Source organism: Nonomuraea sp. NPDC050663 (assembly GCF_044456985.1).
GTDB lineage: Bacteria > Actinomycetota > Actinomycetes > Streptosporangiales > Streptosporangiaceae > Nonomuraea.
This window is the reverse complement of record NZ_JBITGL010000004.1, coordinates 246,471-269,220: the sequence shown is the minus strand read 5'-3', so window position 1 is coordinate 269,220 and position 22,750 is coordinate 246,471. Positions and strand designations below refer to the sequence as shown.

Genomic DNA, 22,750 nt, shown 5'->3' with positions numbered 1-22,750 from the left:
ATGTCCGCGACCTGAACATTGCCTGGCGTTTTCTCCAGAACGACGTTCTAATGTGGTTCCATGACCGTACCCGGCATTGATTGGCCCCGCCTGGTCGCCTGGATGACCACGCACGTGCCCGACGTTGGCGAACCGCTGTCCGCATCGCTGATCTCCGGCGGCAGGTCGAACCTGACCTACCGCGTCGAGGCCCGCGAGCGCGACGTGGTCCTGCGCCGTCCGCCCCTGGGTCACGTGCTGCCCACCGCGCACGACATGCGGCGCGAATGGCGGGTCATCTCGGCCCTGGCGGACACCCCGGTGCCGGTGCCCGACCCGATCGGCTTCTGCCCCGACGAGGAGGTCATCGGAGCGCCCTTCTACCTGATGGGCCTGGTCGACGGCGCCGCCGTACGCTCACGCGACGAGCTGGAGACCGGCCCGGAGGAGACCAGGCAGCTGTCGGAACGGCTGGCCGAGATCCTCGCGGCCATCCACGCCGTCGACTACCGCGCCGTCGGGCTCGAGGACTTCGGGCGGCCCGACGGCTACCTGGCCAGGCAGCTCGACCGCTGGTGCCAGCAGTGGGAGCGCTCGGCCGACCGCGAGGTGCCCGAGTTCGCCAGGCTCGTCGGGCGCCTGCGCGACCGCATGCCCGCCCACTCCGCCGCCACCCTGGTGCACGGCGACTACCGGCTCGACAACACCCTGGTACGGCAGGGCGAGATCCGGGCGGTCGTCGACTGGGAGATGTCGACCCTCGGCGACCCCATGGCCGACCTGGGCCTCACCCTGACCTACTGGCACGACCCCGGCGACGACGAGCGCGCCGGCATCCCGGTCGCCGGCGACGTCACCCTCGCGCCGGGCTTCCTCAACACCGCCGAGTTCGCCGCCCACTACGCCAAGGCCTCCGGGCGCGACATCACCGACCTGCCCTTCTACATCGCCTTCGGCAACTTCAAGCTGGCGGTCATCGTGGAGGGTATCGCCGCCCGCTTCCGCCAAGGTAAGACCGTGGGTGAGGGATTCGACCGCATCGGCTCCGCCGTACCGACCCTCATCGCCCGCGCCCACCGCATGCTCGACCAGGAGGTCTAACGTGAGCACAGTTGCCCTGATCACCGGCGCGGCCAGCGGCATCGGCGCGTCCGTCGTACGGCGCCTGGCCGCACGCGGCGTGCGCTGCGTCGTGGCCGACCGCGACGAGGCGGGCGCCGAGCGCATCGCCAAGGAGGTCGGCGGCGTGGCCCTGGCCGCCGACGTCAGCACCCCCGAGGCCTCCGAGCGGGCCGTCGCGCTGGCCGAGGAGCAGTACGGCAGGCTCGACCTGGTCCACCTCAACGCCGGCATCTCCAGCGGCGTCGACATGGCCGCCTTCGACCTGGCGCAGTACCGCAAGGTGATGGGTGTCAACGTCGACGCCGTGGTCTTCGGCGTCAACGCCGCCGTGCCGCTGCTGCGGCGCTCGGGCGGCGGCGCGATCGTGGTCACCGCCTCCCTGGCCGGCCTCGTCGGCTTCGACGGCGACCCCATCTACACGATGACCAAGCACGCGGTCGTCGGCCTGGTCCGCGCCCTGGCCCAGCCGCTGGCGGCGCAGAAGATCCGCATCAGCGCCGTGTGCCCGGGCTTCACCGACACCCCGCTGGTCGCCGACATGAAGCAGGTCTTCGTCGACGCCGGCTTCCCGCTGCTCACCGCCGACGACGTCGCCGCCGCCGTCGAGAGCGGCTTCTACTCCGTGGAGCCCGGCTCCCTGCTCGTCGTGCAGCCGGGACGCCAGCCGGTGCCCTACCGCTACGCGGGCGTGCCGGGGCCGGTCGGGGGAGAGCGCCCTCCCACGGCGTCGTAAAGCATCCTTTAAGAATTCGCCTATAACCTGGGGCGGTCCTTTCCAGAACCGTTCCAGGAGGCCGCGGTGGTGCCATCGAGCGGGCGTCATGCCCGGTCACCCAGCTGGGGCATCGCCGCCGGCGCCGGCGTCATCGCGCTCGTGCTCATCGCGGTCATCCTGTTGATGTCGGGCGAGCGCGAGCAGCCGCGCGGCGAGGCCGCCGTGGTGCCCAGCTCCCAGGAGCCGCCGCCCTCCCTCGACGCCCCGCCCGCGGTGAAGGACTGGCCGCGGTGGGGCGTCACGCACACGCAGTACTCCGCCGACAACGAGGACGGCCAGGCGGAAGACTCCGCGCGCCACCTGCTCAGCCGCGAGCCGCTCATCCAGAACCAGCACATCATGGGCTGGGGCGCCGACAACCCCGAGCCTTCGCCGGGCAAGTACAACCTGCGCACGCTCAACAGCCGCCTGAAGTTCATGGCGTCGTCGAAGTCGATCCCGGTCATCACGCTGTGCTGCGCGCCCGACTGGATGAAGGGCGGCCAGCCGGGGCGCACCGACTGGGCCAAGAACGCCACCGTCAGGCCCGACCGCGAACACTTCGACGACTACGCCAAGCTCGCCGTGAAGATCGCCAAGCAGTACCCCACGGTCAAGCACTTCATGGTGTGGAACGAGCTCAAGGGATTCTGGGACGACGCGAACAACCGCTGGGACGCCGAGGCCTACACCGAGATGTACAACAAGGTCTACGACGCGCTGAAGGCGTACGACCCGCAGATCCAGGTCGGCGGGCCCTACGTCTCGCTCGGCAGCACCTCGCGCCGCGCCGCCGACGCCGAACTGTCGGGCGACTGGGGCAGCATCGACCAGCGCGGCCTCGACGCCATCTCCTACTGGCTGTCCGAGAAGAAGGGCGCCGACTTCATCGTCGTCGACGCCTGGTCCACCTCCATCGAGAACCAGGCCACCCCCGACGACTTCGGCGCCGTGCGCAAGTTCGGCGCCATCACCTCCTGGCTCAAGCAGAAGAGCGGCGGCCTGCCGGTGTGGTGGGCCGAGTGGTACGTCGAGCCGGAGAACTCCGGATGGAACGACGCCAAGCGCATGGCCGTGCAGGCGGCGGCCATGATGGAGTTCGCCTCCAGCGGCGTCGACACCGCCCTGTACTGGAACCCCCAGCGCAAGGAGGGCGAGGAGTGCGTCGGCTGCCTCTGGGAGCCCGGCACCGGACGCGAGCTGCCCATGGCCGGGCTGATCAGCGGATTCACCAAGTGGTTCCCCAACGGCACCGCCGTGGGGCCCGTCGGGGTCTCCGATCCCCAGGTCAAGGTGCTGGCTCAGGAACGCATGATCGTCATGGTCAACACCACCGACGCGCCGTTGTCGGCTACTGTCGATGGCAAGCAGGTCAGCCTGAAGCCCTACGAGATCCAGTGGAGCCCTCGCCAGCCGTGAGCCGATCCAGCCACCGCCCTCTCTACCGGCCGTTGAAGCGCGAACTCGTGCGGCCGGTCACCTCGCCGCCGCCCGAGCGGCTCGTGGGCCCGATCAAGCGGCCGCTCTACCGGTCCCTGACCCGCGGGGGCTCCGAATCCCGATGAGCTCCCCGGCCCTGCACGCCGACTGCTCACGCTGCTTCGCCCTGTGCTGCGTGGTGCCGGCCTTCACCGCGTCGTCCGACTTCGCCATCGACAAGCCGGCCGGCACGCCCTGCCCCAACCTGCGCGACGACCACCGCTGCGGCATCCACCGCGAGCTGCGCTCGCGCGGGTTCCCCGGCTGCACGGTCTACGACTGCTTCGGGGCCGGTCAGCAGGTCTCCCAGGTGATCTTCTCCGGGGTGCGCGTCCCCGCCATGCAGGAGGTCTTCCCGGTCGTGCGTGACGTGCACGAGCTGCTCTACTACGTCACCGAGGCGCTGGAGCGCTTCCCCTCGCCCGAGTTGCGCGACGCGCGGGAGCGGCTCGCCGGGCTGTCGGCGTCGGCTCCCGAGGTCCTGCTGGCGCTCGACGTCGCCGAGCTGAGGGCGAGCGTCAACCCGCTCCTGCAGGCCGCCGGAGAGCGGGTCCGCGCGGCCGTGCCGGGCAAGAAGAAGGACCACCGCGGCGCCATGCTCATGGGCGCGCGGCTGCGCGGAGCCCGCCTTCGCGGGGCGAGCTTCCGCGGCGCCTACCTGATCGGCGCCGACCTGCGCGGCGCCGACCTGCGTGACTGCGACCTCATCGGGGCCGACCTGCGCGGCGCCGACCTGACGGGCGCCGACCTGACGGGAAGCGTCTTCCTCGTCCAGTCGCAGCTCGACTCCGCGCGCGGCGACCAGGCCACCCGGCTGCCCGCCTCGCTCAGCCGTCCTGCCCACTGGTGAGCGTCGAGACGTCGATGACGAAGCGGTAGCGCACGTCCGACGCCAGCACCCGCTCGTACGCCTCGTTGATCTTGCCGGCGGGGATGGTCTCGATGTCGGCGCCGAACCCGTGCGCGGCGCAGAAGTCGAGCATTTCCTGGGTCTCGGCGATGCCGCCGATGTTCGAGCCCGCCACCGACCTGCGCGACGAGATCAGGGAGAACACCTGCACGTCGAGCGGCTCCGGCGGCGCACCCACGCAGACCATGACGCCGTCGGGCGCCAGCAGCGACAGGTAGGCGTTGAGGTCCACGCGCGCGCTGACGGTGTTGACGATCAGGTCGAGCGAGCCCGCGAGCTCCTCGAAGGTGGCCGGGTCGCTGGTGGCGTAGTAGTGGTCGGCGCCCAGGCGCAGACCGTCCTCGCGCTTCTTGAGCGACTGCGACAACACGGTCACCTCGGCGCCCAGCGCGTGAGCGATCTTGACGCCCATGTGGCCGAGGCCGCCCAGGCCCACGATCGCCACCTTCTTGCCCGGCCCCGCGCCCCAGTGGTGCAACGGCGAGTAGAGCGTGATGCCCGCGCACAGCAGCGGCGCGGCCTCGTCGAGCCCGATGCCCTCGGGGATTGCCACCACGAAGTCCTGGTCCACCACCACGTGGGTGGAGTAGCCGCCGTGGGTGACGTTGCCGTCCCTGTCACGGCCGCCGTAGGTCATCGTGGCGCCCCTGAGGCAGTACTGCTCCAGGCCCTTGAGGCAGCTGGCGCACTCGCGGCAGGAATCGACCATGCAGCCGACCCCGACCCGGTCGCCCACCCGGTGCTTGGTCACCTGGTCGCCGACCGCGGCGACCACGCCGGCGATCTCGTGACCGGGGACCAGCGGGAACGGGATGTCGCCCCACTCCTCGCGGACCGTGTGGATGTCGGAGTGGCAGATGCCGGCGTACTTGATCTCGATGAGCACGTCGGTGGGGCCGGGCTCGCGGCGCTCGATGGTCATCGGGACGAGCGGCCCGGTGGCCGAGGTGGCGCCGTAGGCGTTGACGGTCAACATGTCTCACGAGGCTACGCGAGACCCTTGAAGATCCAGCTCACCGGGGGTGCCAGTACGCTCGACGGACGTTCGCCCGAGAGGAGTCCCTCACCGATGTCCCTGCCAGAAGCCAGAACGCTCGACCAGCGCAAGCACGACACCCTCCAGCGCCTGACGGACGACGTCGACGTCTGGGTGGCCACGGCCGACCCCGGCAGCGCCGAGCCGTACCTCATCCCCCTGAGCTTCCTCTGGGAGGACGGCACGCTCCTGCTCGGCACCGACGCCGCCAGCCGTACGGCACGCAACCTCGCCGGCGGCAGGACCGTCCACCTCAGCCTGGGCCACACCCGCGACGTGATCATGATCACGGGTACGGCCGAGGCCGTCCCGGCGGCCGACATCCCCGCATCGACCGGCGACGCGTTCGCCGTCAAGACCGGCTTCGACCCGCGCGAGCAGACGACCCCCTACGTCTACTTCAGGATCCGGCCCGCCCGCGTCATGGCCTGGCGCGAGGTGAACGAGCTGAAGGGCCGCGTGATCATGAGGGGCGGCCGGTGGGCCGAGTGACCCCCGCCTAGCCGTTCTGGGAGGCGATGTAGACGAACCGCTCGACGATCACCGCGATCGACACCACGAAGGCCGGCACCGCCACCCAGAGCAGCAGCCTGCGACGGCGCTGCGCCCGCTCCGATCCGTTCAGCCTGATCAGCTCGTAGGCGAACAGCGTGATCCAGGTGACGGCCAGCGCCACCAGGCCCACAGGGGTCCACGGCGACGTCGGATCCGACTGGCCCGCGTACGGGATCGGATCGGGGATCTCGGTGCCCTTGACGAAGTTCGCCCAGATGTAGACGGCCGCGTCCTGGTTGGAGTAGACCTTCTTCAGATCCTTGGAGGCGTCGAGCGCCGCGATGAACCGCGGACCCCAGTCAGCCGGGAAGCCCTCGTTGAGCTGCAGATAGGCGTACTGCCCCGAGCTCGCCACCAGGAAGGTGTTGCGCGGGCTGGCCTTCAGCTTGGCCACCACGTCGCCGATCTGGGTCGGGTCCGGCTTGACCGCGGCCTGGAGGTTCCAGTTGATGTACTCCAGGTCGCGCTCGGCCCACGGCAGGATCGGCGTGCTCTCCGGGCCCTCCTTGGGCACCAGGTACATCACCCGGGCGCTGGGCTTGTCGTTGTCGTAGATGTAGCGCATCGCGGCGACCTCGCCGCTGGTCACCCGCTCGAACTTCTCGTTGCCGTAACGGGCCACGAGGAAGGCCATCGACAGGCCCATCGCCACCACCAGGGCCAGCGTCAGCGAGATCGCCCTGGTGATGCGCGGGTTGAACCGGGGCGCCCCGCGCTTGATCGGGATCGTCTCGTCGCGGGCGTCCTCGCTGTCGGCCGGCAGGTTCGGGAAGAACGCGTACGCGGCCAGCAGGCAGGCGCCCGGCAGCGCGAACATGTAGATGCGCAGGCCGATCTCGCCGCCGTAACTCTGCAGCCCCAGCGCGATCACCGGCACGCACATCAGGATCAGCGCCGCGCGGTCGAACACCCCGCGCCGCAGCCGCCGCAGCAGGCCCACCGCCGCCAGGCTCAGCACGGCGGCCAGGATGCCGAGCCGTACCTGCAGGACCAGCGCGTGCTCCGGATCGCTGCCCGCGATCCGGTCACCGGTGTTGCGCTGCAGGTTCGTCAGGATCCGGCCGAGTCCGCCGAAGATCTGGTCGATGTTGGCGGCCCAGAAGCCGACCGTCTGGTAGCTGATCCAGCCCAGCACCATCAGGCCGAAGAAGAACGGCAGCGCCCAGCTCAGCTTCGTCCGCTTGAACAGCAGGAACGCCGTCAGCACGCCGAGCATCATGAACGGGGTGATCTGGTGCGAGGCGACCGCCGCCACGAACAGCGCGATGAGCATCAGCAGCATCAGCAGCCGGTCGGCACGGTAGGTGCCGGTGTTGGCCAGCTCGCCCGGCGTCATCGCGTCGAGCTTGGCCAGCAGCCTGCGCAGGCCCCTGCTCTTCGGCAGCGGCCGCACCCTCGGCTCCACCTTGCCGAACCAGCGCAGCAGGACCGCCACGAACACCAGGTAGATCGCGAACGTGAAACCCTGCGGCGAGAAGTAGTCCTGGGCGATCCACTGCACGATCACGAAGAGCAGCGCGGCGTACCAGCGGGCCCTCGTCGTGGCCACCACCTGGCGCAGGATCAGCACGAACGGCAGCAGGTAGAGCAGGTTCATGACCAGCGGCGTCCACTGCAGGATCGTCGTCAGGTCCGTGATGCCCGCCGTCCTGGCCACGAAGGCGAACAGGACGAAGAAACCCGGCCAGCCCATGCGGGCGTCGATGTTGATGGACGACTCGCCGGTCCTGTTGATGAAGTCGACGAAACCCGCGTGCACGTAGGCCGTCGGGAACCGCGGCTCGTCGGCCACCAGCGAACCCGCGCCGTGCAGGGCGAACGTGATCGCGGCGATCTGGAACAGCAGCAGGAACTTGCGGTCGACGCTCTGGTTGACCGTGATGAAGAACGAGACGATCAGGATGAGGATCGCGGCGAAGGCGCTCAGGGGCAGGGCCGAGATCAGGCCCAGGCCGTCGATGTCCTGCGGGCGCACGCCGCGCAGGGGGCCGGGGTCGAGCTTGAGGGCCAGGACGTACATCACCAGGCCCTCGATCATCAGCACCGCGGGCAGCCAGCTCGGCGCCGCCTGCATGATCGCCGCCATCCGGCCCGGCCGCGGCGCGACCTGCTGGACGGCGGTCTTCTTGGGCGCGGCCGCTTTGGCTTCGGCCTTGGGAGCTGCGGTCTCGGGCGCTGGGGTCGTGGGCGCTGCGGTCGTGGTGGCAGTGGCAGTGGTCGTCGGGGCGCCGTCCTCATCCGGTACGGCGGGCAGGCCGGGGATGGCGTGGGGCGCCCGGAAGGTGGCGGTGTCGCTGGCCCCCTCGACGGTGGGCGGCTGCCCGATGTGCACGCTGGCGGAGGGCCGGATCCGGTGGGTCACGGTGGCGCCGGTGTCGGGCTCCTCGTCCTCCACCACGACCGCCGCCGACGGCAGCCTGCCGGGCCGAGTCAGCTCAGTGTCCTCCTCGTCGCCGTCGCCGTCGCTCTCACCGGAGTCAGCGGCCTCGGCGGCGGGAGCGACCATCGCTCGCGGCGTGGTGTCCTCGTCGTCGGCCTCGGCTGTACGGGAGGCGTCCTCGGAGCCTGCGGCGTCCTCGGCATCCCCAGCGTCCTCGGAGCCTGCGGCGTCCTCGGAGTCTGCGCCGTCCGCGGCCTCGTTGTGCAGCTCGGCGCGATCGGCCTCCTTCATCGCCTCGTTCAGCGCACGGAGGTCGATCACCGCCGTCGTCTCCGACGCGTCGGGCTCGTCGTCGGCGGCCTCCTCGGCCTCCTCGATCTCCTCGGCGGGCGTGGCGAGCTCGGCGTCGACCCTGGGGATCTCGCCGGTGGCGTCGGGGTCGAACTTCTCCACGTCGGAGGAGCCGGTGGTGCCCGCTGTCATCTCATCGCCTCGCCGTTGCTGCACACTGACCCATCATGCGGTCTCTCAAGACCTCTGCGTGACAATCGGCTGTTCGGATTGACCAATTCTGAGGATTTTACGTAGCTCTCCGTATATCAACGCCGCCACCAGAAGCTCACTCACCAGCAACCCCCACCCGACGGCCTCCACCCCCGCGATCGGGAAGAGCACCAGGATCGAGCTGAGGATCAGCACGGCCAGTCCGATCTGCACGAATGCCAGCCGCCGGGCCTGCCCCTGGGCTCTCAGGGCGCTCAGGTAGACCTCGATCAGCACCCGTGGCAGCACCGCCAGCGCCATCAGCCGCAGGAGCGTGGTGCCCTCGTCGGCGAACTCCTGCCCGAAGATCATCAGGATCAGCGGCGCCGCCAGCAGCGTGACCGCGATGACCGGGACGAGGATCGTGTAAGCCCGCCGCAACGCTCTGCGGCAGTTGTCGGCCAGCTGGGCCGGTTTGAAGGAGCCCTCGACGGTGAGCGACACCGCCATGTTCAGCGCGAGCCCTTCGATCAGGCAGCCGAGCGTGTGCGCCATCGAGAAGCGCCCGAACACGGCGGGGCCCACCTGGGTCGAGACCAGGGTGGGCACCAGGTAGATGATCGCCAGGATGGACAGCGCCCCGGGGTAGTCGCCCGCCAGGAAGCGCCCGATCTCCCTGAGCCTGGGCGGGCGGGCGGTGGTCGGGTTGTTGCGCTGGTGGCGCGGCACGACGTAGCCGAAGATGAACCAGTTGATCGGGATGAGCGCCAGTGCCGTCGGGATCACCCATGACACGAAGATGCCGCCGCTCGGCAGCGCCCCGGCCAGTGCGACCAGCAGCCCCATCTTGACCAGGCCGAACACCAGGCTGTTGGCGGGCACCCAGACCGCCTGGCGCAGTCCGGTGAGGACCACGTCCTGCAGTGTGAAGACCGTCCAGACCAGCACGGCGCCCAGGAAGAACAGGTCGGGCCCGAGCCCGCCCAGCCACGAGTAGGTCTCGCCCCACAGCGGCAGGGTGAGCAGGAAGCCCACCGCGGCGGTGACTCCGACGGCGCCTGCCAGGCCGTACCCGCGAAGGATCAGCTCGGGGATGCGCTTGCCCGCGATCGGGATGAACTTGGCCAGCGCCCCGGCCATGCTCAGCGCGGTCAGCGACGAGAACAGCCGCATGACGGTGATCAGCGCCTGGCCGCGGCCGAACTCCTCGGGGGTGTACAGGTGCTCGGCGAGCAGCCAGTAGCCCATGCCCAGCACGGCGGTGATGCCGGTGTTGGCCATGAGCGCGTAGCCGTTGCGCAGCAGCGGGTTGCGGAGATCCCTGAGGATCATCCGCCGGAGGCTAGACATTGCGCATGGCCCGTCGCATGCCGTACCTCGTCCGCCTGACGATCGCATAGCCCTTGGTGAGGATGCGTTCGCGCAGGTAGATCAGGGGGACGGCGTTACCCTCCACGGCGCGGGTGAACATGCTCATGCTGGTGTGCCTGGCCACGGTCAGGCGGGGGATGGCGAGCATGTCGTGCTTGTCGGCGGCGATCGCGTTGGCGACCGCGTAGCCGGCGAAGTAGCCGGCCTTGTAGACCTCGCGGCGCACGCGGGCGCTGCTGTAGCCGTACGGGTAGGCCATGGTGGCGACCGGGCGGCCGATGTTGTCCTCGAGGAGCGCCTTGTTCTTGCGCAGCTCCTGCCGGAGTTCGGCGTCGGGGAGCTGGTCGAGCTGGGGGTGGCTGTGGCTGTGCCCGCCGATCTCGATGCCGGTGGCCGCCGCCTCGCGCGCCTGGCTCCAGGTGAGCATCTCGTCGAGGGGCTCGCCCGCGGCGTCCTTGCCCGCGTCGGAGACCCAGCCGCTGGTCAGGAAGACGGTGGCGGGGAAGCTGAGGCGGTCGAGCACCGGCAGGGCGTTGCTGTGGAAGTCGGCGTATCCGTCGTCGAAGGTGACCACGACGGGCTTGGCCGGCACCTGGTTCTTGTTGAAGGCCGCCACCAGGTCGGAGGCGGTCATCGGGGTGAACCCGGTCTCCTTGAGATAACTCAGCTGGTCGGTGAAGTCCCCGATCCGTACGGCCAGCGGCGCGGTCTCGGGGTTGGGCCGGTCGGTGACCGAGTGGTACATCAGGATCGGCACTCTGATCATCGTTTGATCCTCCAGCGGCCCAGCACGTATCCCCAGGTGGTCCAGGCCAGCCCGATGACGATGGCGGCGGCCTTGCCCAGCCCGCCGACGTCTCCGCGCAGCGTCTGGCCCACGCCTCTCAGCACGCCGAGCGGCAGGGTCTTGAACGCGTGCGCCCGCTCGCTGGCCAGCCCGTCCTGGGTGCCGACGAACTGCGTCACCAGCGCCTTCGACAGGCCTTCCGCGAAGCAGCGGGAGCGGAAGTAGCGGAAGCTCTCGCGCTGGTGCGAGACCTTGTGCCCGATGACCGCGGCCGGCTGGTACAACATCACCGCGCCGGGCTTGCGCTGGCTGAGCCGGATGCAGAACTCGGTCTCCTCGCAGCCCAGCGGCCTGCTCTTGCGTCCCTGCACACTGCGCCCGATGCCGCTGCGGAAGCCGCCGACCTCGGCGACGGCCGTCCGCACGAAGGCGGCGTTGCCGCCCATGACGTTGCGGATGGGCGCCTTGACGGGTGGGATGCCCCGGTAGGTGCATCCCACGGTCCAGTCGAACTCGTACGGGAACCAGCGCGGACGCCGTCCCGAGGCCCAGATCGGATCGGTGCGCCCGCCGACGCCGATCACCCGCGGGTCCTGGAAGCCCTCCTCCAGTGCCTCCAGCCACCCCGGGTCGGCCACGGCGTCGTCGTCGAGGTAGGCCACGACGTCACCGGTGGCCACATCGGCCCCGGTGTTCTTGCCGCCCGACAGGCCCTTGTCGTGGGCGTTGGCCACGACGATCGCCTGAGGGTAGGCGCGCGCGAGCTTCTCCTGCAGGCCGGGGTTGTAATCGACCGAGAGGATCAGCTCGTACGGCTGGTGCGTCTGGGCGCCGACCGACTCGACGGCCTGCCTGATGTCCTCCCAGCGCTCTTCCGTATAGACGCAGATCACGACTGACGTACGCACTTCAGAACTTCCTGATCTACGCGACACCCCGGTCGGCGGCCGGCGTGGTGGCGGGCTCGGGGAGCGGAGCGGCGACCTCGCGGCGCCACTCGCGCAGGATCGTGCGCAGCACCCGCAGACCGTCGCGGATCGCGCGCAGGTTGCTCTCGCCGTGGATGCGGCAACGCTCGTGGCTGGGCACCTCGACGACCTTCAGCCCGGCCTTGGCGGCGCGCACGTTCATCAGCGTCTCCACCTCGAAGCCGTCGCAGTCGAGGTCGAGCACGTTCAGGTGGCGGGACCAGAAGGCGTTGTAGCCATAGCACAGATCGGTGTACTGCGTCCGATACAGGACATTGACCATCTTTGTCAGAATCAGGTTGCCAAAACGACGGCTGAAAGTCAGGTCGTCGCTGTTGCCGCCCGACGCGTACCGCGAGCCCTTCACGAAGTCGGCGCCGGTCACGAGCGCGCCCACGAAGGTGATGATCTCGTGCCCGTCGGTGGAGCCATCGGCGTCGATCATGACGATGATGTCGCCCGTGGCGGCGGCGAACCCGGCGGCCAGGGCATCGCCCTTGCCCCTGCCGGTCTGCGTGACGATCTTCACGTTCGGCCGCAGTCGCCTGGCCACGGCGACCGTGTCGTCCACCGAGTTGCCGTCGACGAGGACGATCTCGTCGATCCACTGCGGCAGCGTCGCGAAGACGTGCGGCAGGTTCTCGGCCTCGTTCATGGCCGGGACGACCACACTGACCGTCGGCGCGATGGCCAGGTGTGGCGTGATGGGCGTGAATCGCTCAAGCGGCGGCATCGAGCGCAGGGGCGCGACCTGCACCTTGCCGTTGTACTTGGAGAGTTCGGGACTCATGGTTGCGAAAGTCCTTCCGGGACCCGTTGCCGTCTGGGCCGGAGACGGCGGCGGATCCAGTGGGATGAGGGTGTTTGCTCTGTGCAGGGGACTGGTGGTGCGGTGTTGAGGGAGGTGCTGCGGGGACGCGCTCAGCGCGCCCCCGAGGGTTCTTCTCGTTCGGGCTGCGTATGGCCGCGTAGCCGACCGAATCCTTTGAGTACTCGATCCGCCGCCTTATAGAGAGACGGTCGATCGAGGACGATTGTTCGTGCCTTGTTGAAAGGAGTTCGCCCGGCCCAGTGAACGGCCGCCGCGGCGGAGGGGCGGGAGACCCTGCCCTCGCTCACGTAGACGCTGCCGCTGCGCAGCCAGTCCTTGTACTCCTTGCCACCTTTGCCCATGTCGAGCTGGTGGACGCCGGACTTGGCGGCGTGCTCGGCCATGTGGAAGTGGTGGATCAGACCCGGAGAGTAGCGGGCGAACTCGGTGTCGTAGGCGGGGAACCAGCCGACGAGCGTGGTGGCCGTGCGCAGACCGAAATGGCCGGCCACGGGCACGTCCCCTGCGTAGAGCATCGTCAGCACGCCGGCGAAGTCGTCGCCCTGCTCGGCGTGCATGGCCTCGGTGAGCTCGACGATCCACGGCTGGGCGAAGCGGTCGACCCGGCCGGTGCGCCGATATTGGTCGGACTTCCAGCTCAGGAGCAGCTGGAGGGTCCGAGGATCGCGCGTGCCGTACTCAAGGCGCAGTTCGCCGTGCTCGCGGCCGAACTTGCGTTCCTTGTAGCGCACGGTCTTGAGGTTCTTGGGGGAGTTCTCCTTCACCTGCGCGAGCCAGGCTTCGTGGCCGGCGGTGAAGTCCATCACGTGGGCGGGGCGCACGTCGGTCTCGAACTCGGCGAAGGTGGGCTGGCCCGCGACCAGGTGGTCGAACTCGTAGACGGTCAGGCGGCAGGCCTTGAGCAGGGCCTTGGCGTCGAGCTTGAGGCCGGGCTCGCAGATCAGCCCGTGGCAGGTGGTCAGGAAGCCGCCCAGCGGCTTGCCGATGCCGAACGCGTGCCGTTCGAAGGGGAAGAAGCCCACGATCCTGTCACCGTCGTGGACCACCGCGACGTTGACATAGTCGCGTAGCCGGGACATGGCGACGGCGAACTCGACCGACAGGAACGGGTTGTCGAGGCTCTTGTCGGCCTTCTGCAGCGCGCGCCATCGTGATCGCTCGTTCTCGCCCAGCTCGTGCGGGCGAGTCACCTCGATCCTCACTGCGACCTCGCCCCCTGTTCGGCCGGAGTGTTCCTGCCCCGGTAGAGCACTCTGAGCACCCACATGAACGCTCCCAGGACGGCGACGGTGGCCACTCCCGCGCGCGGAGACCACACGTTGAAGAGCACCATGGCCTCCGCCAGGAGGACGTTAAGAACGAGACTTGCCGCAGCGCCGACCGATAGTGCGGCGAGCGGATCACGATCACGCAACAGTCCGACTACGGCAGCCCCGGGAACCACCAGAAGGAACACGGAGATCAGAAGTGGACGGAGCGGGGTCTGCAGATCGGCGAGCGCGATCACTGCCCCCGCGATGCAGGCGAGGGCGATCACCCACGTAAGCGCTCTCCGCTGAAACCTCATCTGCCGGCCGACTCCTGGGTAAAGACGTAGTAGATCCACTTTCATGGGACCAATGCTCGCTCGGGCACGTCAATGCCGACGCTTGGCGAGCGCTCCAGGTTTACCCGGCGAGCAAGATTTTTGGTGTGTCCTTCACCACACTGTCAAATATCCCCCGTGGCCGGGTAAGGGCCCCAAGCACCCCAGCATGCCCTATGCGCTCCTGTCACATCGACCCCAAGTCCGATTTAGGGTGATTTGTCATAATTATGTGACGAAAATACGGAGCGGTGGCTGAAGGCAGCCTGAGCGCACCTGAAGATCGGCCAGGCCCTCCGCGCCGCGCGCGAAGGGCCCAGGACCGGGTGGTGCGTCAGAGGCCCACCGCGTCATCGGAGGTCTCGGGGACCTCCGTCGCGGACGTCTCGACCGACTCGCTCGGACCCGGGCTCGGCGTCGGCGCCTGCGTGCCGGGAGCGTCGGTGGGAGGCGGGTCCGCGCCGTCCCACGACACCGAGCAGCCGCCGCTGCCGCCGTTCGAGCTGACCGCCACCGTGCCCGTGCCGCTGGAGGTCGGATCGTCCACACTCACGGACAGCGTTACCGAAGCGCCGGCCCGCAGCGTACCCGTCGCGGGGGAGATGTTGAGCCCGGCGGACGTGGCGGCCGTCCACGTGATCGTCCCGCCCTTGGCGCTCAGCCGCACGGCGCCCGCGCCGTCGATGGCGCCAGGACAGCCGACCGTGAGCCGTACGGCGGGCGAGGCGGGCTTGCGCGTCGCCGTCGGCTTGGACACCGGCCTGGAACTGGGGCGGCCCTGGTCGGCCGGGCGCCGCTGCACGCTCGGCACCGGGTCGGGCGTGGTGGTCGGGTCCGGGTCGTCGGCGAGGTCGGAGGGGTCCTCGGTGGGCTCCTCGGTGGTGAGCTGCTCCTCGGGCACGACGAGCCCCACGGTGGGGGAGCTGGTCGGGACCATCTGCATCGCGGTCGGGCGCTTCTCCTCGCCGCTGCCCAGCCAGGCGACGGCGCCGGTGCCCAGCAGGATGCAGGAGGCCGCGATCAGGACGGGCGCGAGCTTGCGCGGGCGCCGCCTGGCATGGCCGCCCCCCTCGTCGTCCCGCCGCCCGAAGGCCATCGTCTCCCCGTCGCGATGGGAGGTGTCACGGTGGGACGCGGCACCGTCCTGCGACGTGCTCGTGCCTTCCCGCGACGTGCCCGTGCCTTCCCGCCACGTGCCCGCGCCTTCTCGCGACGCGCCCGTGCGCTCCCGAGTCGGGCCGGTGCCGTGTGATGCGCCCGTGCGCTCCCGGGCAGTGCCGGGGCCCTCCAGGCGCGGGCCGGACGTCTCGCGGGGGGAGGCGGCCGCGGCGGGCGGCGCGTGGTGGAGGCCCGTGGCTGCCGTGGCCGCGGAAGTCGCCGCCGTGGGGCCCGTCATCAGGCCCGTGTCCAGGCCAGTGTCCTGGCCCGACGCCACGTCCGGGTCCGGCCCCGCCATCGCCGCCGTCATCGCCCCCGTGGACGGGCCCGTGTCGCGGTGGGTGCCCGGGGCCGGGGAAGCCGGCGGGGCGACCGGGGCGGCGTACGGCTGGGCCGTACGATCGCGGCGCGTCCCCCTCCGTCCCCGGCGACCACGCTCGCTCACCGCCACCGGGAACCCGCTCTTGTCGAATCCCCCCACGCCCTCCATCACCGCGGCCCGCCGCTCCGGCGTGACGGACGTCTCGATGACGCGCCGCCGAAGCGAGATCGGCGGAAAGGCCACCGGCACCATGTCGAGCAGCCGCGCCGCCGACACCTTGCGGTGCTTGCCCTCGGTGCACACCTCGCACCCGCCGATGTGCGACGACAGCCGCCGGCGCAGCAGGGGCGTGAGCGGCCCCTCCCAGGAGTCCACCATCGCCGACAGGTCGGGGCAGTGCGCGCGCCCGGTGCGGGCCAGCACCACGGCCGCGGCGCCGTTCTCGAGATGGTCGCGGGCCCGGCCCAACCGGGTGGTGGCCTGACGAGAGGTCAGACCGAGCACCGCGCCCACCTCTGCCGGGCTCAGGCCGTGCCGCAGCGAGAGTTCGAGCACCTCACGCTCGTTGCGGCTCAGCTCGCCCAGCGCCTCGTGGACCAGTTCGGCCAGTTCCGCGTCGTCGGGGTCGTCCAGCACCGGTGGCGGCGCGGAGGTGTTGCCCGTGAAGCGGGTGGCGCACTGGTACCGGGTCAGCGCGTACAGCCACGAGCGCAGCCGGGTGCTCTCCTTGAGCTGGGAGACGCAGCCCTGCGCGGTGACCAGCGCGTCGTGTACGGCCTGCGCCGTGGCCTCGCGTTCGGCCAGCAGCGAGCAGGCGTAGTCGTGCAGCCGCTCCGCGTAGGCGTCGTACAGGTCGGCGGGGGCCTGACGGTCGCCGCGCCGCAGCGCGTCCATGAGCTGTCTGTCGTCGGCGTCGACCTTCGGCCATCCGGGCACGGAAGTTCCTCCCCGCAGAACGTGTGCTACGTCTGAGGGGACGCCGCTTGGCCGTGCCCGGATGGCGGCCGATAACCAGTGGGTATCAGCCGTCGCAGTTGGGGGCGCAGAGCCTGCGCGCCATGCCCTCGAGGAAGACGTTCTTCACGTCGAGCGGATTCTTCACGATGAACGCCTCGCCGCCGGTGGCCTTGGCCAGCGCGTCCATGCGCGACTTGCCGGGAGGGGCGTCGGGTCCGAAGGCGATCAGCAGCAGGTTGACCGGGCGCTTGGGGTCGTAGGTCTCCTTCAGGTACTGAAGGATCTCGGTGTTGTTCACGCCGCCGTCGGGGTCGTCGTTGCCGGCGCCGTCGGTCAGCACCAGCAGGACGTTGATCTTGTCCTCGGCGTACTCCTCGACCATCTTGCCGTAGGCGGCCTTGAGGGTGTCGTTGAGTCCGGTGTCGCCGGTCGGCTTGGCCTGGATGTTGGTCAGGGTGGCGCCCAGCAGGTCCTTGCGGAGCACGCCGTTGACGGGCTCGCCGAGCGGTCCGACGGAGACGAGCTCCTTGTAGTCGGTGCCCTGCCCGTCGAGGTGGGTGGAGAAGGACCAGGCGCCGATCTCGGCCTTGGCGTCGTAGATGCCGAGGCCGCCGAGCGCGGTCTGGGCGATGACCTGCATGCGGGTCAGGCCGGTGCCAGGCACCGGCATCGCCATCGTGCCGGAGACGTCGACCAGGGCGAGCATGCGGGTGCCGAGGTTCAGGCGGGTCCACGACTGGGCCATGCTCGCCACGGTCTTGGCGTCGGGCGCGTCGAGGGCCTGCGGAGCGGCGGAGCTGAAGCCCTTGTCCTTGGCCAGGGCCGCGCCGCCCTTGCCGTCGGGGGTGCGGAAGCCGAGGTCGCGCAGCTGCTTCTTGGTGGCGTCGGTGCCGAGTTCCTTGGCGAAGGCCTCGGCGGCCTTGCGCATGGTGGTGTCGGGCGAGAGCACCACGAACGGGTAGTCGAGGCTCAGCGTGCCCTCGGTGGGGTAGAGCGGCACGACGGGGGCGTCGGGCTTCTTGTCGTTGTGGGCCCAGATGGCCTGCTCGCTGGACACACCGATCGGCACCTTGGCGCCGGAGCGCACGGTGAGGCTGGCCAGCAGGGCGCTCGGGTCGGCGGCCATCTCGCGCGAGAGCTTCTTCATCGCGCCGAGCAGCGCCTTCTGGTCGGTGCCCGCGGCCTGGGCGGCCCCGGCGGCGGCCAGCAGGGCGGTGAGCCCGGCGGAGTTCTTGGCGGGGTCGAGCGCCAGGACGCGGATCTTCTTGGCGGCGCCTTCCGTGCTGGCGACGTTGGCCGCGCTGATCATGCCCTCCCAACTCGGCTGGAGGGTGCCTTCGAGCTTCTTGGCGGAGGCGGCGGAGGCGGCCAGCACGATCGGGGAGCTGGCGATGGTCGCGGTGGTCTCGGGCAGGGAGGCGCCCTCGGCGCTGGCGCGCAGCTGGGAGATCCACAGGCCGGAGTCGGCGACCCACACCTCGGCGGGGGGCTTGCCCGCCTGGAGCGCGCCCGCGGTCTTGGCGGCGCTCTCCTTGGCCACGGTGACGGCGATGCACCGGCCGTCGACGTCGTGGGCGGCCTTGGAGAAGGTGTCGGCGGCCTTGGAGATCACCGGCTGGATGTCAGGGGTGGCCACCACGCGCAGGGCGATCTTCTCGCCGGAGCAGCCCTGCTCCTTGTTGAAGATCACGAAGGCGGCGACGCCGAGCAGCACGGCGAGCGCGACCGCACCGGCCAGTGGCACCAGCACCCTGCCCCTGCCACGGCTGCGCCGCCGGCTCGGAGTGGCCTGGTAGCCACGGTATCCGTCGTCTCGCTCGTCTGTGCGGTGTCGCCCCACGGTGTCCTCTTCGCTGTTCCCTTTGGGAGATCCTGGCGGCAGATACTCCGCAATGCTTGAGGAACGATACTCGCTGCGCTTTACGTGGCAAAACCATCCTTTTGGTGCACCGATTACCCAGGGTGTCAATCAGTGGCAGCATCCGTGACCGCGCCAGGCGCGAAAACCCTCGCGTACGGCGACCGCGGCGAGGGCCAGCGCCACGGCGGGATCGACCCACCACCAGCCCCTGGAACCGGCCGCCAGGCCCACGAGAACGCCCGCCGCCGAGGCCGCGCAGATGAGATTCTGGGTGCCCTCGCCCGCCGTCGCCGGCGAGCCCAGCCGCCTGCCCAGCCGCCGCTTGGCCACCCCCAGCACGGGCATGCTGACGAGGCTGATCGCGGTCACCACGACCCCGAGCATCGTCGGCCCCGCCCGGTGCCCGGCGTCGAGGTCGTGCCAGACGTGCACGACCAGGTACGGCGCCAGCAGCCAGAAGCTGACCGCCACCGCCCGCTGCGCCCGGTGCTCGGCCACCTCGCTGAAGGTGCGTCCGCCGGTGAAGCGCCACACCACGATCAGGCTGGCCAGCGCCTCCACCAGCGCGGACAGGCCCCAGCCGATCAGCGCGACCGAGTGCGCCCGAAAGCCCGCGGTCAGGCCGAGAATCGCCTCCACCGACAACCAGGCGAGGGTGAGCACGGACAGGGCGCGCGCCCGCCGCGCGTCGCGCAACCAGGCGGCCGGGCGTTCATGGATGTCTAGCACCCTAAGTACGTTACTGGTCACGTAACGCGACAATGGCGCGTCCTGTCGAAAACCGGCCAAGATTGAAACGTGCCATTCACTCCCAGCCACATCGCCGCCGTGGTGCCGTTGATCTCCTCACCCCGCATCAGGCGGTGGCTGGACCCGTGGGCCCTGGCCGTGGGCGCGATGATCCCGGACCTGCCGATCTTCCTGCCCTTCCTGCCGGAGTACGGGCACTGGCACAGCCTCTACGGCGTGCTGACCATCGACGTGGTCGCGGTCATCCTGGTACTGGGCCTGTTCCAGGAGGTGTTCAGGGAACCGCTGATCTCGTTGCTGCCGCCCGCGCTGGCGGGCAGGGCGGCGACGCTGCGGCCGGGCTTCCGCCCGCTGCCCGTGGTCTTCGGCGCCATGGTGGGCGCCTTCACCCACGTGTTCTGGGACTCCTTCACCCACACCTACAGCCTGGAGATCTGGGGCTGGACCTGGCTCGACCACGAGGTGTTCGGGGTGATCAGGGTCTTCAGGCTGCTGCAGTACGGCTCGTCGGTCGTGGGCCTGGCGATCGTGGCCTGGTGGGCCTGGCGGGCGCTCAACCGCATGGAGACGGCCGCCACGCCCGAGCGCCTCGTCCTCAGCCGGCGGGCACGCTGGACGGTCCTGGGTTCGAGCGCCGCCGGCATGGTCGCGGGCGCCTTCGTCTGGCCCATGATCGACGAGCCCACGCCCTGGCTGGGCCTGCCCAGCGTGCTCACCAAGGTCGGCGCGGGCACGCTCGTCGGGCTGATGTTCGTCCTGGTCGGCTACGTGGCCCTGTGGCACTGGCAGACTGCAAGGCGTGCTTGAGTATGTGAACGACCTCGACGATCCGCGCCTGACCGATTACACCGGGCTGCGCGACGTGGAGCTGCGCAAGAGCCTGGAGGCCGAGCGCGGGCTGTTTCTCGCCGAGGGGGAGAAGGTCATCAGGCGGGCGATCGCCGCCGGCCATCCGGTGCGCTCGGTGCTGACCACGGAACGCTGGCTGCGCACGCTCGACGACGTGCCGGAGGAGGCCTCCGTCTACGTGGTCGCCGACGAGGTGATGTCGGGCATCGCCGGCTTCCAGGTGCACAGGGGAGCGCTGGCCTCGATGGAGCGCCTGGAGCTGCCCAGCGTGGCCGAGGTGATCGAGAAGGCGCGGCGGGTCGTGGTGCTGGAGGACATCGTCGACCACACCAACGTGGGCGCCCTGTTCCGCAGCGCCGCCGCGCTCGGGGTCGACGCCGTGGTGTTGTCGCCGCGCTGCGCCGACCCGCTCTACCGGCGCGCGGTCAAGGTCTCCATGGGCGCCGTGTTCGCCGTGCCGTACGCCAGGCTCGACGACTGGTTCGACGGGCTGGCGCAGTTGCGGGCGGCGGGGTTCCAGACGCTGGCGCTGACGCCGGCCGCCGACGCGATCCCGTTGCGCGAGGTGTCGCTGGGGGAGCGGGCCGCGTTGTTGCTGGGCTCGGAGGGGCACGGGTTGTCGTCGCGGTGGTTGCACGAGGCCGACCACGCGGTGCGCATCAAGATGGACCCGGGCGCGCTGGCGCGCGGCGTCGACTCGCTCAACGTGGTCGCGGCGGCCGCCATCGCCTGCTACGAGCTCGTGACCTACGGCGACTGAGGGGCGCCACAGGCCAGACGCTCGTGACCTACGGCGGCTGAGGGGCGCCACAGGCCACGCGCTCGTGACCTGCGGCGGCCGGAGGCGCTACGACCCGGCGATCCGGCTCTCGGCGTAGTCGAGCAGCTGCTCTGCGGTCCGGAAGCGGCGCTTGTCCTGGTCGCCCAGGAGCACCCCCACGATGCGCCGCCCGCCCCGGTCGGCGGCGAAGGCCAGGCAGAAGCCCGCGGCGGTGGTGAACCCGGTCTTCACCCCGATCACCCCCTCCGAGCCCAGCAGCTGGTTGCTGTTGCGCCAGGTGTGCCCGGGGATCTTGTACGTGCGCCGCGACACGATCGCGCGGAACGTCGGGTTCGCGAGGGCGGCCATGGTGAGCGTGGCCTGGTCGGCAGGGGTGGAGTAGGCGCGCGACGGCAGGCCGTCGGCGTTGGTGTAGAGCGTGTCGGCCATGCCGAGCCGCTTGGCGGCGGCGTTCATCTTGGCGACGAAGGCGCTCTTGCCGGGGCCGTAGGCGCGGGCCAGGGCGTTGGAGGCGTCGGCGCCCGAGGGCAGCATCAGGCCGTGGAGCAGTTCCTCGACCGTGCGGCGCTCGCCCTTGACCAGGGAGGCGCTGGTGGCGCCGTTGGCGATCGCGTGCCGTACGTCGACCTTCTTGATCGTGACGACGTCGCTGAGCCTCGCCTCGCGCAGCACGACGTAGGCGGTCATGATCTTCACGAGGCTGGCGACGGGCGCCCGCTTCGTGGCCCGCTTGGAGTAGTGGACGGTCCTGGCGGAGTCGACGACGTAGACCGCCCTGGCGGCCACCTCCGGTTGTGTCGCCGCCGTCGCCGGCGCCGTGGACAACACGGTCATGATCAGTACGGCCGAGCCGAAAGCACCCCCGATGCGCATGACCAGCAGCATGGCAGGAACTTGACCCCATTTCGGGGAAACGCGGCCGTGACCTGGGTAAATGATCGTTATCGGCCGTAAAACGGGGGAGATCATCATGGCTGGGAAGTTCATCATCAGCAAGGACAAGCGGGGAGAGTTCCGCTTCAAGCTCGTCGCGGCCAACGGGCAGACCATCGCGGTCAGCGAGGCCTACACCACCAAGGCGGCGTGCGTGAACGGCGTCGAGTCGGTGCGCAAGCACGCCGCCGAGGCGACCATCGTCGACGAGACGCTCGCGGCCGTCTGATTCTGGACTCGGGAGGCTCTCGTCAGGCGGCGAGGGCCTTCTTCGTGCTGCGGTGCCTGCGCCACAGGACGAACGCGACCACGGCCGCCAGCAGGATCAGCCCCGCGGTCAGCGGCGAGCTGGCGGCGATCTTCAGCCAGCCCCAGATCACGCTGTAGAGGGCGAAGGAGGTGACCGGCACCCACGTCAGGCAGCCCAGCGCGCTGGCCACCACGTACCAGGGGTAGGAGACCCGCAGCACGCCCGCCACCCAGGGGAGGGTGTGGCGCAGCACGGGCACCCAGAAGCAGCCGTAGACGGCCAGGGCTCCCCACTTCTCCACCACCCGCTCGACCCGCTGGATCTGCGCCCGCGGCAGGCGGCGGCCGAAGCGCGAGTCGTAGAGCTTCTCGCCCAGCTTGTAGCCGATCCAGTAGTAGGCCTGGAAGGCGCCGAAGAGGGCGATCGCGCCGAGCGTCACCCACAACCACAGCGGGAGGCCGAGCCAGGAGGCCGCGGTCGGATCAGGGATGGCGATACGTATCGGCATCGAGTTTTCCCACCCCTTAATCACGCGTTAGGTCAGCCTTACCTTATTTTATCGCCGTGGCCGGTGCCACATCGGCCGCCCCGCCTCAGTGGCTTGCAAGCTGGGGTCAAGCCGGGGTCAATCGCCTTCCCTTACACCTG

The 22,750-nt window shown here is 70.0% G+C and carries 21 protein-coding genes; 8 read left to right on the top strand and 13 right to left on the bottom strand.

Annotation, left to right across the window (positions count from 1 at the left end):
• The first annotated feature begins 60 nt into the window (after positions 1 to 60).
• The 4 genes from ACIBH1_RS14520 to ACIBH1_RS14505 all read left to right on the top strand — a co-directional run bounded on the left by ACIBH1_RS14520 (position 61) and on the right by ACIBH1_RS14505 (position 4,184).
• Positions 61 to 1,080 (top strand): phosphotransferase family protein, encoded by a 1,020-nt coding sequence (locus ACIBH1_RS14520; RefSeq protein ID WP_397314190.1) that lies wholly within the window; start codon positions 61 to 63, stop codon positions 1,078 to 1,080.
• A gap of 1 nt (position 1,081) precedes the next feature.
• On the top strand, positions 1,082 to 1,834 hold the full coding sequence (locus ACIBH1_RS14515; protein ID WP_397314189.1) for an SDR family oxidoreductase: 753 nt from the start codon (positions 1,082 to 1,084) through the stop codon (positions 1,832 to 1,834).
• Positions 1,835 to 1,900: 66 nt separating this feature from the next.
• On the top strand, positions 1,901 to 3,274 hold the full coding sequence (locus ACIBH1_RS14510) for a xylan 1,4-beta-xylosidase (RefSeq protein WP_397314188.1): 1,374 nt from the start codon (positions 1,901 to 1,903) through the stop codon (positions 3,272 to 3,274).
• Positions 3,275 to 3,416: 142 nt separating this feature from the next.
• Positions 3,417 to 4,184 carry a pentapeptide repeat-containing protein gene (locus ACIBH1_RS14505; protein WP_397314187.1) on the top strand — a complete coding sequence of 256 codons (768 nt, stop codon included), beginning with the start codon at positions 3,417 to 3,419 and terminating at the stop codon, positions 4,182 to 4,184.
• Here ACIBH1_RS14505 and ACIBH1_RS14500 read toward each other — a convergent pair.
• On the bottom strand, positions 4,162 to 5,220 hold the full coding sequence (locus tag ACIBH1_RS14500) for an NAD(P)-dependent alcohol dehydrogenase (protein WP_397314186.1): 1,059 nt from the start codon (positions 5,218 to 5,220) through the stop codon (positions 4,162 to 4,164). The genes ACIBH1_RS14505 and ACIBH1_RS14500 overlap by 23 nt on opposite strands.
• A 93-nt stretch (positions 5,221 to 5,313) precedes the next feature.
• Between ACIBH1_RS14500 and ACIBH1_RS14495 the strand changes: the two genes are divergently transcribed.
• Complete coding sequence (locus ACIBH1_RS14495) at positions 5,314 to 5,772, top strand: pyridoxamine 5'-phosphate oxidase family protein (protein WP_397314185.1); 459 nt, start codon at positions 5,314 to 5,316, stop codon at positions 5,770 to 5,772.
• Positions 5,773 to 5,779: 7 nt separating this feature from the next.
• On the opposite strand, the gene ACIBH1_RS14490 is transcribed toward ACIBH1_RS14495, so the two are convergent.
• The 10 genes from ACIBH1_RS14490 to ACIBH1_RS14445 all read right to left on the bottom strand — a co-directional run bounded on the left by ACIBH1_RS14490 (position 5,780) and on the right by ACIBH1_RS14445 (position 19,268).
• The gene (locus tag ACIBH1_RS14490) at positions 5,780 to 8,698 is read right to left on the bottom strand and encodes a hypothetical protein (protein WP_397314183.1); all 2,919 of its coding nucleotides are present in this window, start codon (positions 8,696 to 8,698) and stop codon (positions 5,780 to 5,782) included.
• Positions 8,699 to 8,743: 45 nt separating this feature from the next.
• A complete protein-coding gene (locus tag ACIBH1_RS14485; RefSeq protein ID WP_397314182.1) occupies positions 8,744 to 10,030 on the bottom strand; it encodes a lipopolysaccharide biosynthesis protein in 1,287 nt (428 codons plus the stop codon).
• 10 nt (positions 10,031 to 10,040) lie between these two features.
• The gene (locus tag ACIBH1_RS14480; protein ID WP_397314181.1) at positions 10,041 to 10,835 is read right to left on the bottom strand and encodes a polysaccharide deacetylase family protein; all 795 of its coding nucleotides are present in this window, start codon (positions 10,833 to 10,835) and stop codon (positions 10,041 to 10,043) included.
• The gene (locus tag ACIBH1_RS14475) at positions 10,832 to 11,764 is read right to left on the bottom strand and encodes a glycosyltransferase family 2 protein (protein WP_397314180.1); all 933 of its coding nucleotides are present in this window, start codon (positions 11,762 to 11,764) and stop codon (positions 10,832 to 10,834) included. The genes ACIBH1_RS14480 and ACIBH1_RS14475 overlap by 4 nt, the downstream gene beginning before the upstream one ends.
• 16 nt (positions 11,765 to 11,780) lie before the next feature.
• Entirely contained in the window at positions 11,781 to 12,614 is an 834-nt protein-coding gene (locus tag ACIBH1_RS14470; protein WP_397314179.1) for a glycosyltransferase family 2 protein, read from the bottom strand.
• A 131-nt stretch (positions 12,615 to 12,745) separates the two neighbouring features.
• Positions 12,746 to 13,846, bottom strand: coding sequence for a GNAT family N-acetyltransferase (locus tag ACIBH1_RS14465; RefSeq protein WP_397314178.1), 1,101 nt, complete (start codon positions 13,844 to 13,846; stop codon positions 12,746 to 12,748).
• Between the two features lie 8 nt (positions 13,847 to 13,854).
• Positions 13,855 to 14,268 (bottom strand): hypothetical protein, encoded by a 414-nt coding sequence (locus ACIBH1_RS14460; RefSeq protein WP_397314177.1) that lies wholly within the window; start codon positions 14,266 to 14,268, stop codon positions 13,855 to 13,857.
• 307 nt (positions 14,269 to 14,575) lie between these two features.
• Positions 14,576 to 16,657 (bottom strand): sigma factor-like helix-turn-helix DNA-binding protein, encoded by a 2,082-nt coding sequence (locus ACIBH1_RS14455; protein WP_397314176.1) that lies wholly within the window; start codon positions 16,655 to 16,657, stop codon positions 14,576 to 14,578.
• A gap of 85 nt (positions 16,658 to 16,742) precedes the next feature.
• Positions 16,743 to 18,428: an ABC transporter substrate-binding protein gene (locus tag ACIBH1_RS14450; protein ID WP_397314175.1), complete on the bottom strand. Its 1,686-nt coding sequence runs from the start codon at positions 18,426 to 18,428 to the stop codon at positions 16,743 to 16,745.
• A 219-nt stretch (positions 18,429 to 18,647) separates the two neighbouring features.
• Complete coding sequence (locus ACIBH1_RS14445; RefSeq protein ID WP_397314174.1) at positions 18,648 to 19,268, bottom strand: cation transporter; 621 nt, start codon at positions 19,266 to 19,268, stop codon at positions 18,648 to 18,650.
• 69 nt (positions 19,269 to 19,337) lie between these two features.
• Here ACIBH1_RS14445 and ACIBH1_RS14440 point away from each other — a divergent pair, with 69 nt between their 5' ends.
• Both ACIBH1_RS14440 and ACIBH1_RS14435 read left to right on the top strand, forming a co-directional pair.
• Positions 19,338 to 20,096: a DUF4184 family protein gene (locus tag ACIBH1_RS14440; protein WP_397314173.1), complete on the top strand. Its 759-nt coding sequence runs from the start codon at positions 19,338 to 19,340 to the stop codon at positions 20,094 to 20,096.
• Complete coding sequence (locus ACIBH1_RS14435) at positions 20,089 to 20,898, top strand: TrmH family RNA methyltransferase (protein ID WP_397314171.1); 810 nt, start codon at positions 20,089 to 20,091, stop codon at positions 20,896 to 20,898. The genes ACIBH1_RS14440 and ACIBH1_RS14435 overlap by 8 nt, the downstream gene beginning before the upstream one ends.
• Before the next feature lie 87 nt (positions 20,899 to 20,985).
• Here ACIBH1_RS14435 and ACIBH1_RS14430 read toward each other — a convergent pair whose 3' ends face one another.
• Positions 20,986 to 21,804 carry a D-alanyl-D-alanine carboxypeptidase family protein gene (locus ACIBH1_RS14430; protein WP_397314170.1) on the bottom strand — a complete coding sequence of 273 codons (819 nt, stop codon included), beginning with the start codon at positions 21,802 to 21,804 and terminating at the stop codon, positions 20,986 to 20,988.
• 85 nt (positions 21,805 to 21,889) lie between these two features.
• Between ACIBH1_RS14430 and ACIBH1_RS14425 the strand changes: the two genes are divergently transcribed.
• Positions 21,890 to 22,081: a YegP family protein gene (locus ACIBH1_RS14425; RefSeq protein ID WP_397314169.1), complete on the top strand. Its 192-nt coding sequence runs from the start codon at positions 21,890 to 21,892 to the stop codon at positions 22,079 to 22,081.
• A 22-nt stretch (positions 22,082 to 22,103) separates the two neighbouring features.
• Here the strand turns inward: ACIBH1_RS14425 and ACIBH1_RS14420 are convergent, their stop codons facing one another.
• Positions 22,104 to 22,610 (bottom strand): DedA family protein, encoded by a 507-nt coding sequence (locus ACIBH1_RS14420; protein WP_397314168.1) that lies wholly within the window; start codon positions 22,608 to 22,610, stop codon positions 22,104 to 22,106.
• Positions 22,611 to 22,750 lie beyond the last annotated feature (140 nt).

Excerpts from the sequence above, each read along its gene's own strand:
- ACIBH1_RS14520 (WP_397314190.1), top strand. The coding sequence starts at position 61 with ATGACCGTACCCGGCATTGATTGGCCCCGCCTGGTCGCCTGGATGACC.
- ACIBH1_RS14505 (WP_397314187.1), top strand. The coding sequence starts at position 3,417 with ATGAGCTCCCCGGCCCTGCACGCCGACTGCTCACGCTGCTTCGCCCTG.
- ACIBH1_RS14500 (WP_397314186.1), bottom strand. The coding sequence starts at position 5,220 with ATGTTGACCGTCAACGCCTACGGCGCCACCTCGGCCACCGGGCCGCTC.
- ACIBH1_RS14495 (WP_397314185.1), top strand. The coding sequence starts at position 5,314 with ATGTCCCTGCCAGAAGCCAGAACGCTCGACCAGCGCAAGCACGACACC.
- ACIBH1_RS14490 (WP_397314183.1), bottom strand. The coding sequence starts at position 8,698 with ATGACAGCGGGCACCACCGGCTCCTCCGACGTGGAGAAGTTCGACCCC.
- ACIBH1_RS14485 (WP_397314182.1), bottom strand. The coding sequence starts at position 10,030 with ATGATCCTCAGGGATCTCCGCAACCCGCTGCTGCGCAACGGCTACGCG.
- ACIBH1_RS14480 (WP_397314181.1), bottom strand. The coding sequence starts at position 10,835 with ATGATCAGAGTGCCGATCCTGATGTACCACTCGGTCACCGACCGGCCC.
- ACIBH1_RS14470 (WP_397314179.1), bottom strand. The coding sequence starts at position 12,614 with ATGAGTCCCGAACTCTCCAAGTACAACGGCAAGGTGCAGGTCGCGCCC.
- ACIBH1_RS14460 (WP_397314177.1), bottom strand. The coding sequence starts at position 14,268 with ATGAAAGTGGATCTACTACGTCTTTACCCAGGAGTCGGCCGGCAGATG.
- ACIBH1_RS14430 (WP_397314170.1), bottom strand. The coding sequence starts at position 21,804 with ATGCTGCTGGTCATGCGCATCGGGGGTGCTTTCGGCTCGGCCGTACTG.
- ACIBH1_RS14425 (WP_397314169.1), top strand. The coding sequence starts at position 21,890 with ATGGCTGGGAAGTTCATCATCAGCAAGGACAAGCGGGGAGAGTTCCGC.
- ACIBH1_RS14420 (WP_397314168.1), bottom strand. The coding sequence starts at position 22,610 with ATGCCGATACGTATCGCCATCCCTGATCCGACCGCGGCCTCCTGGCTC.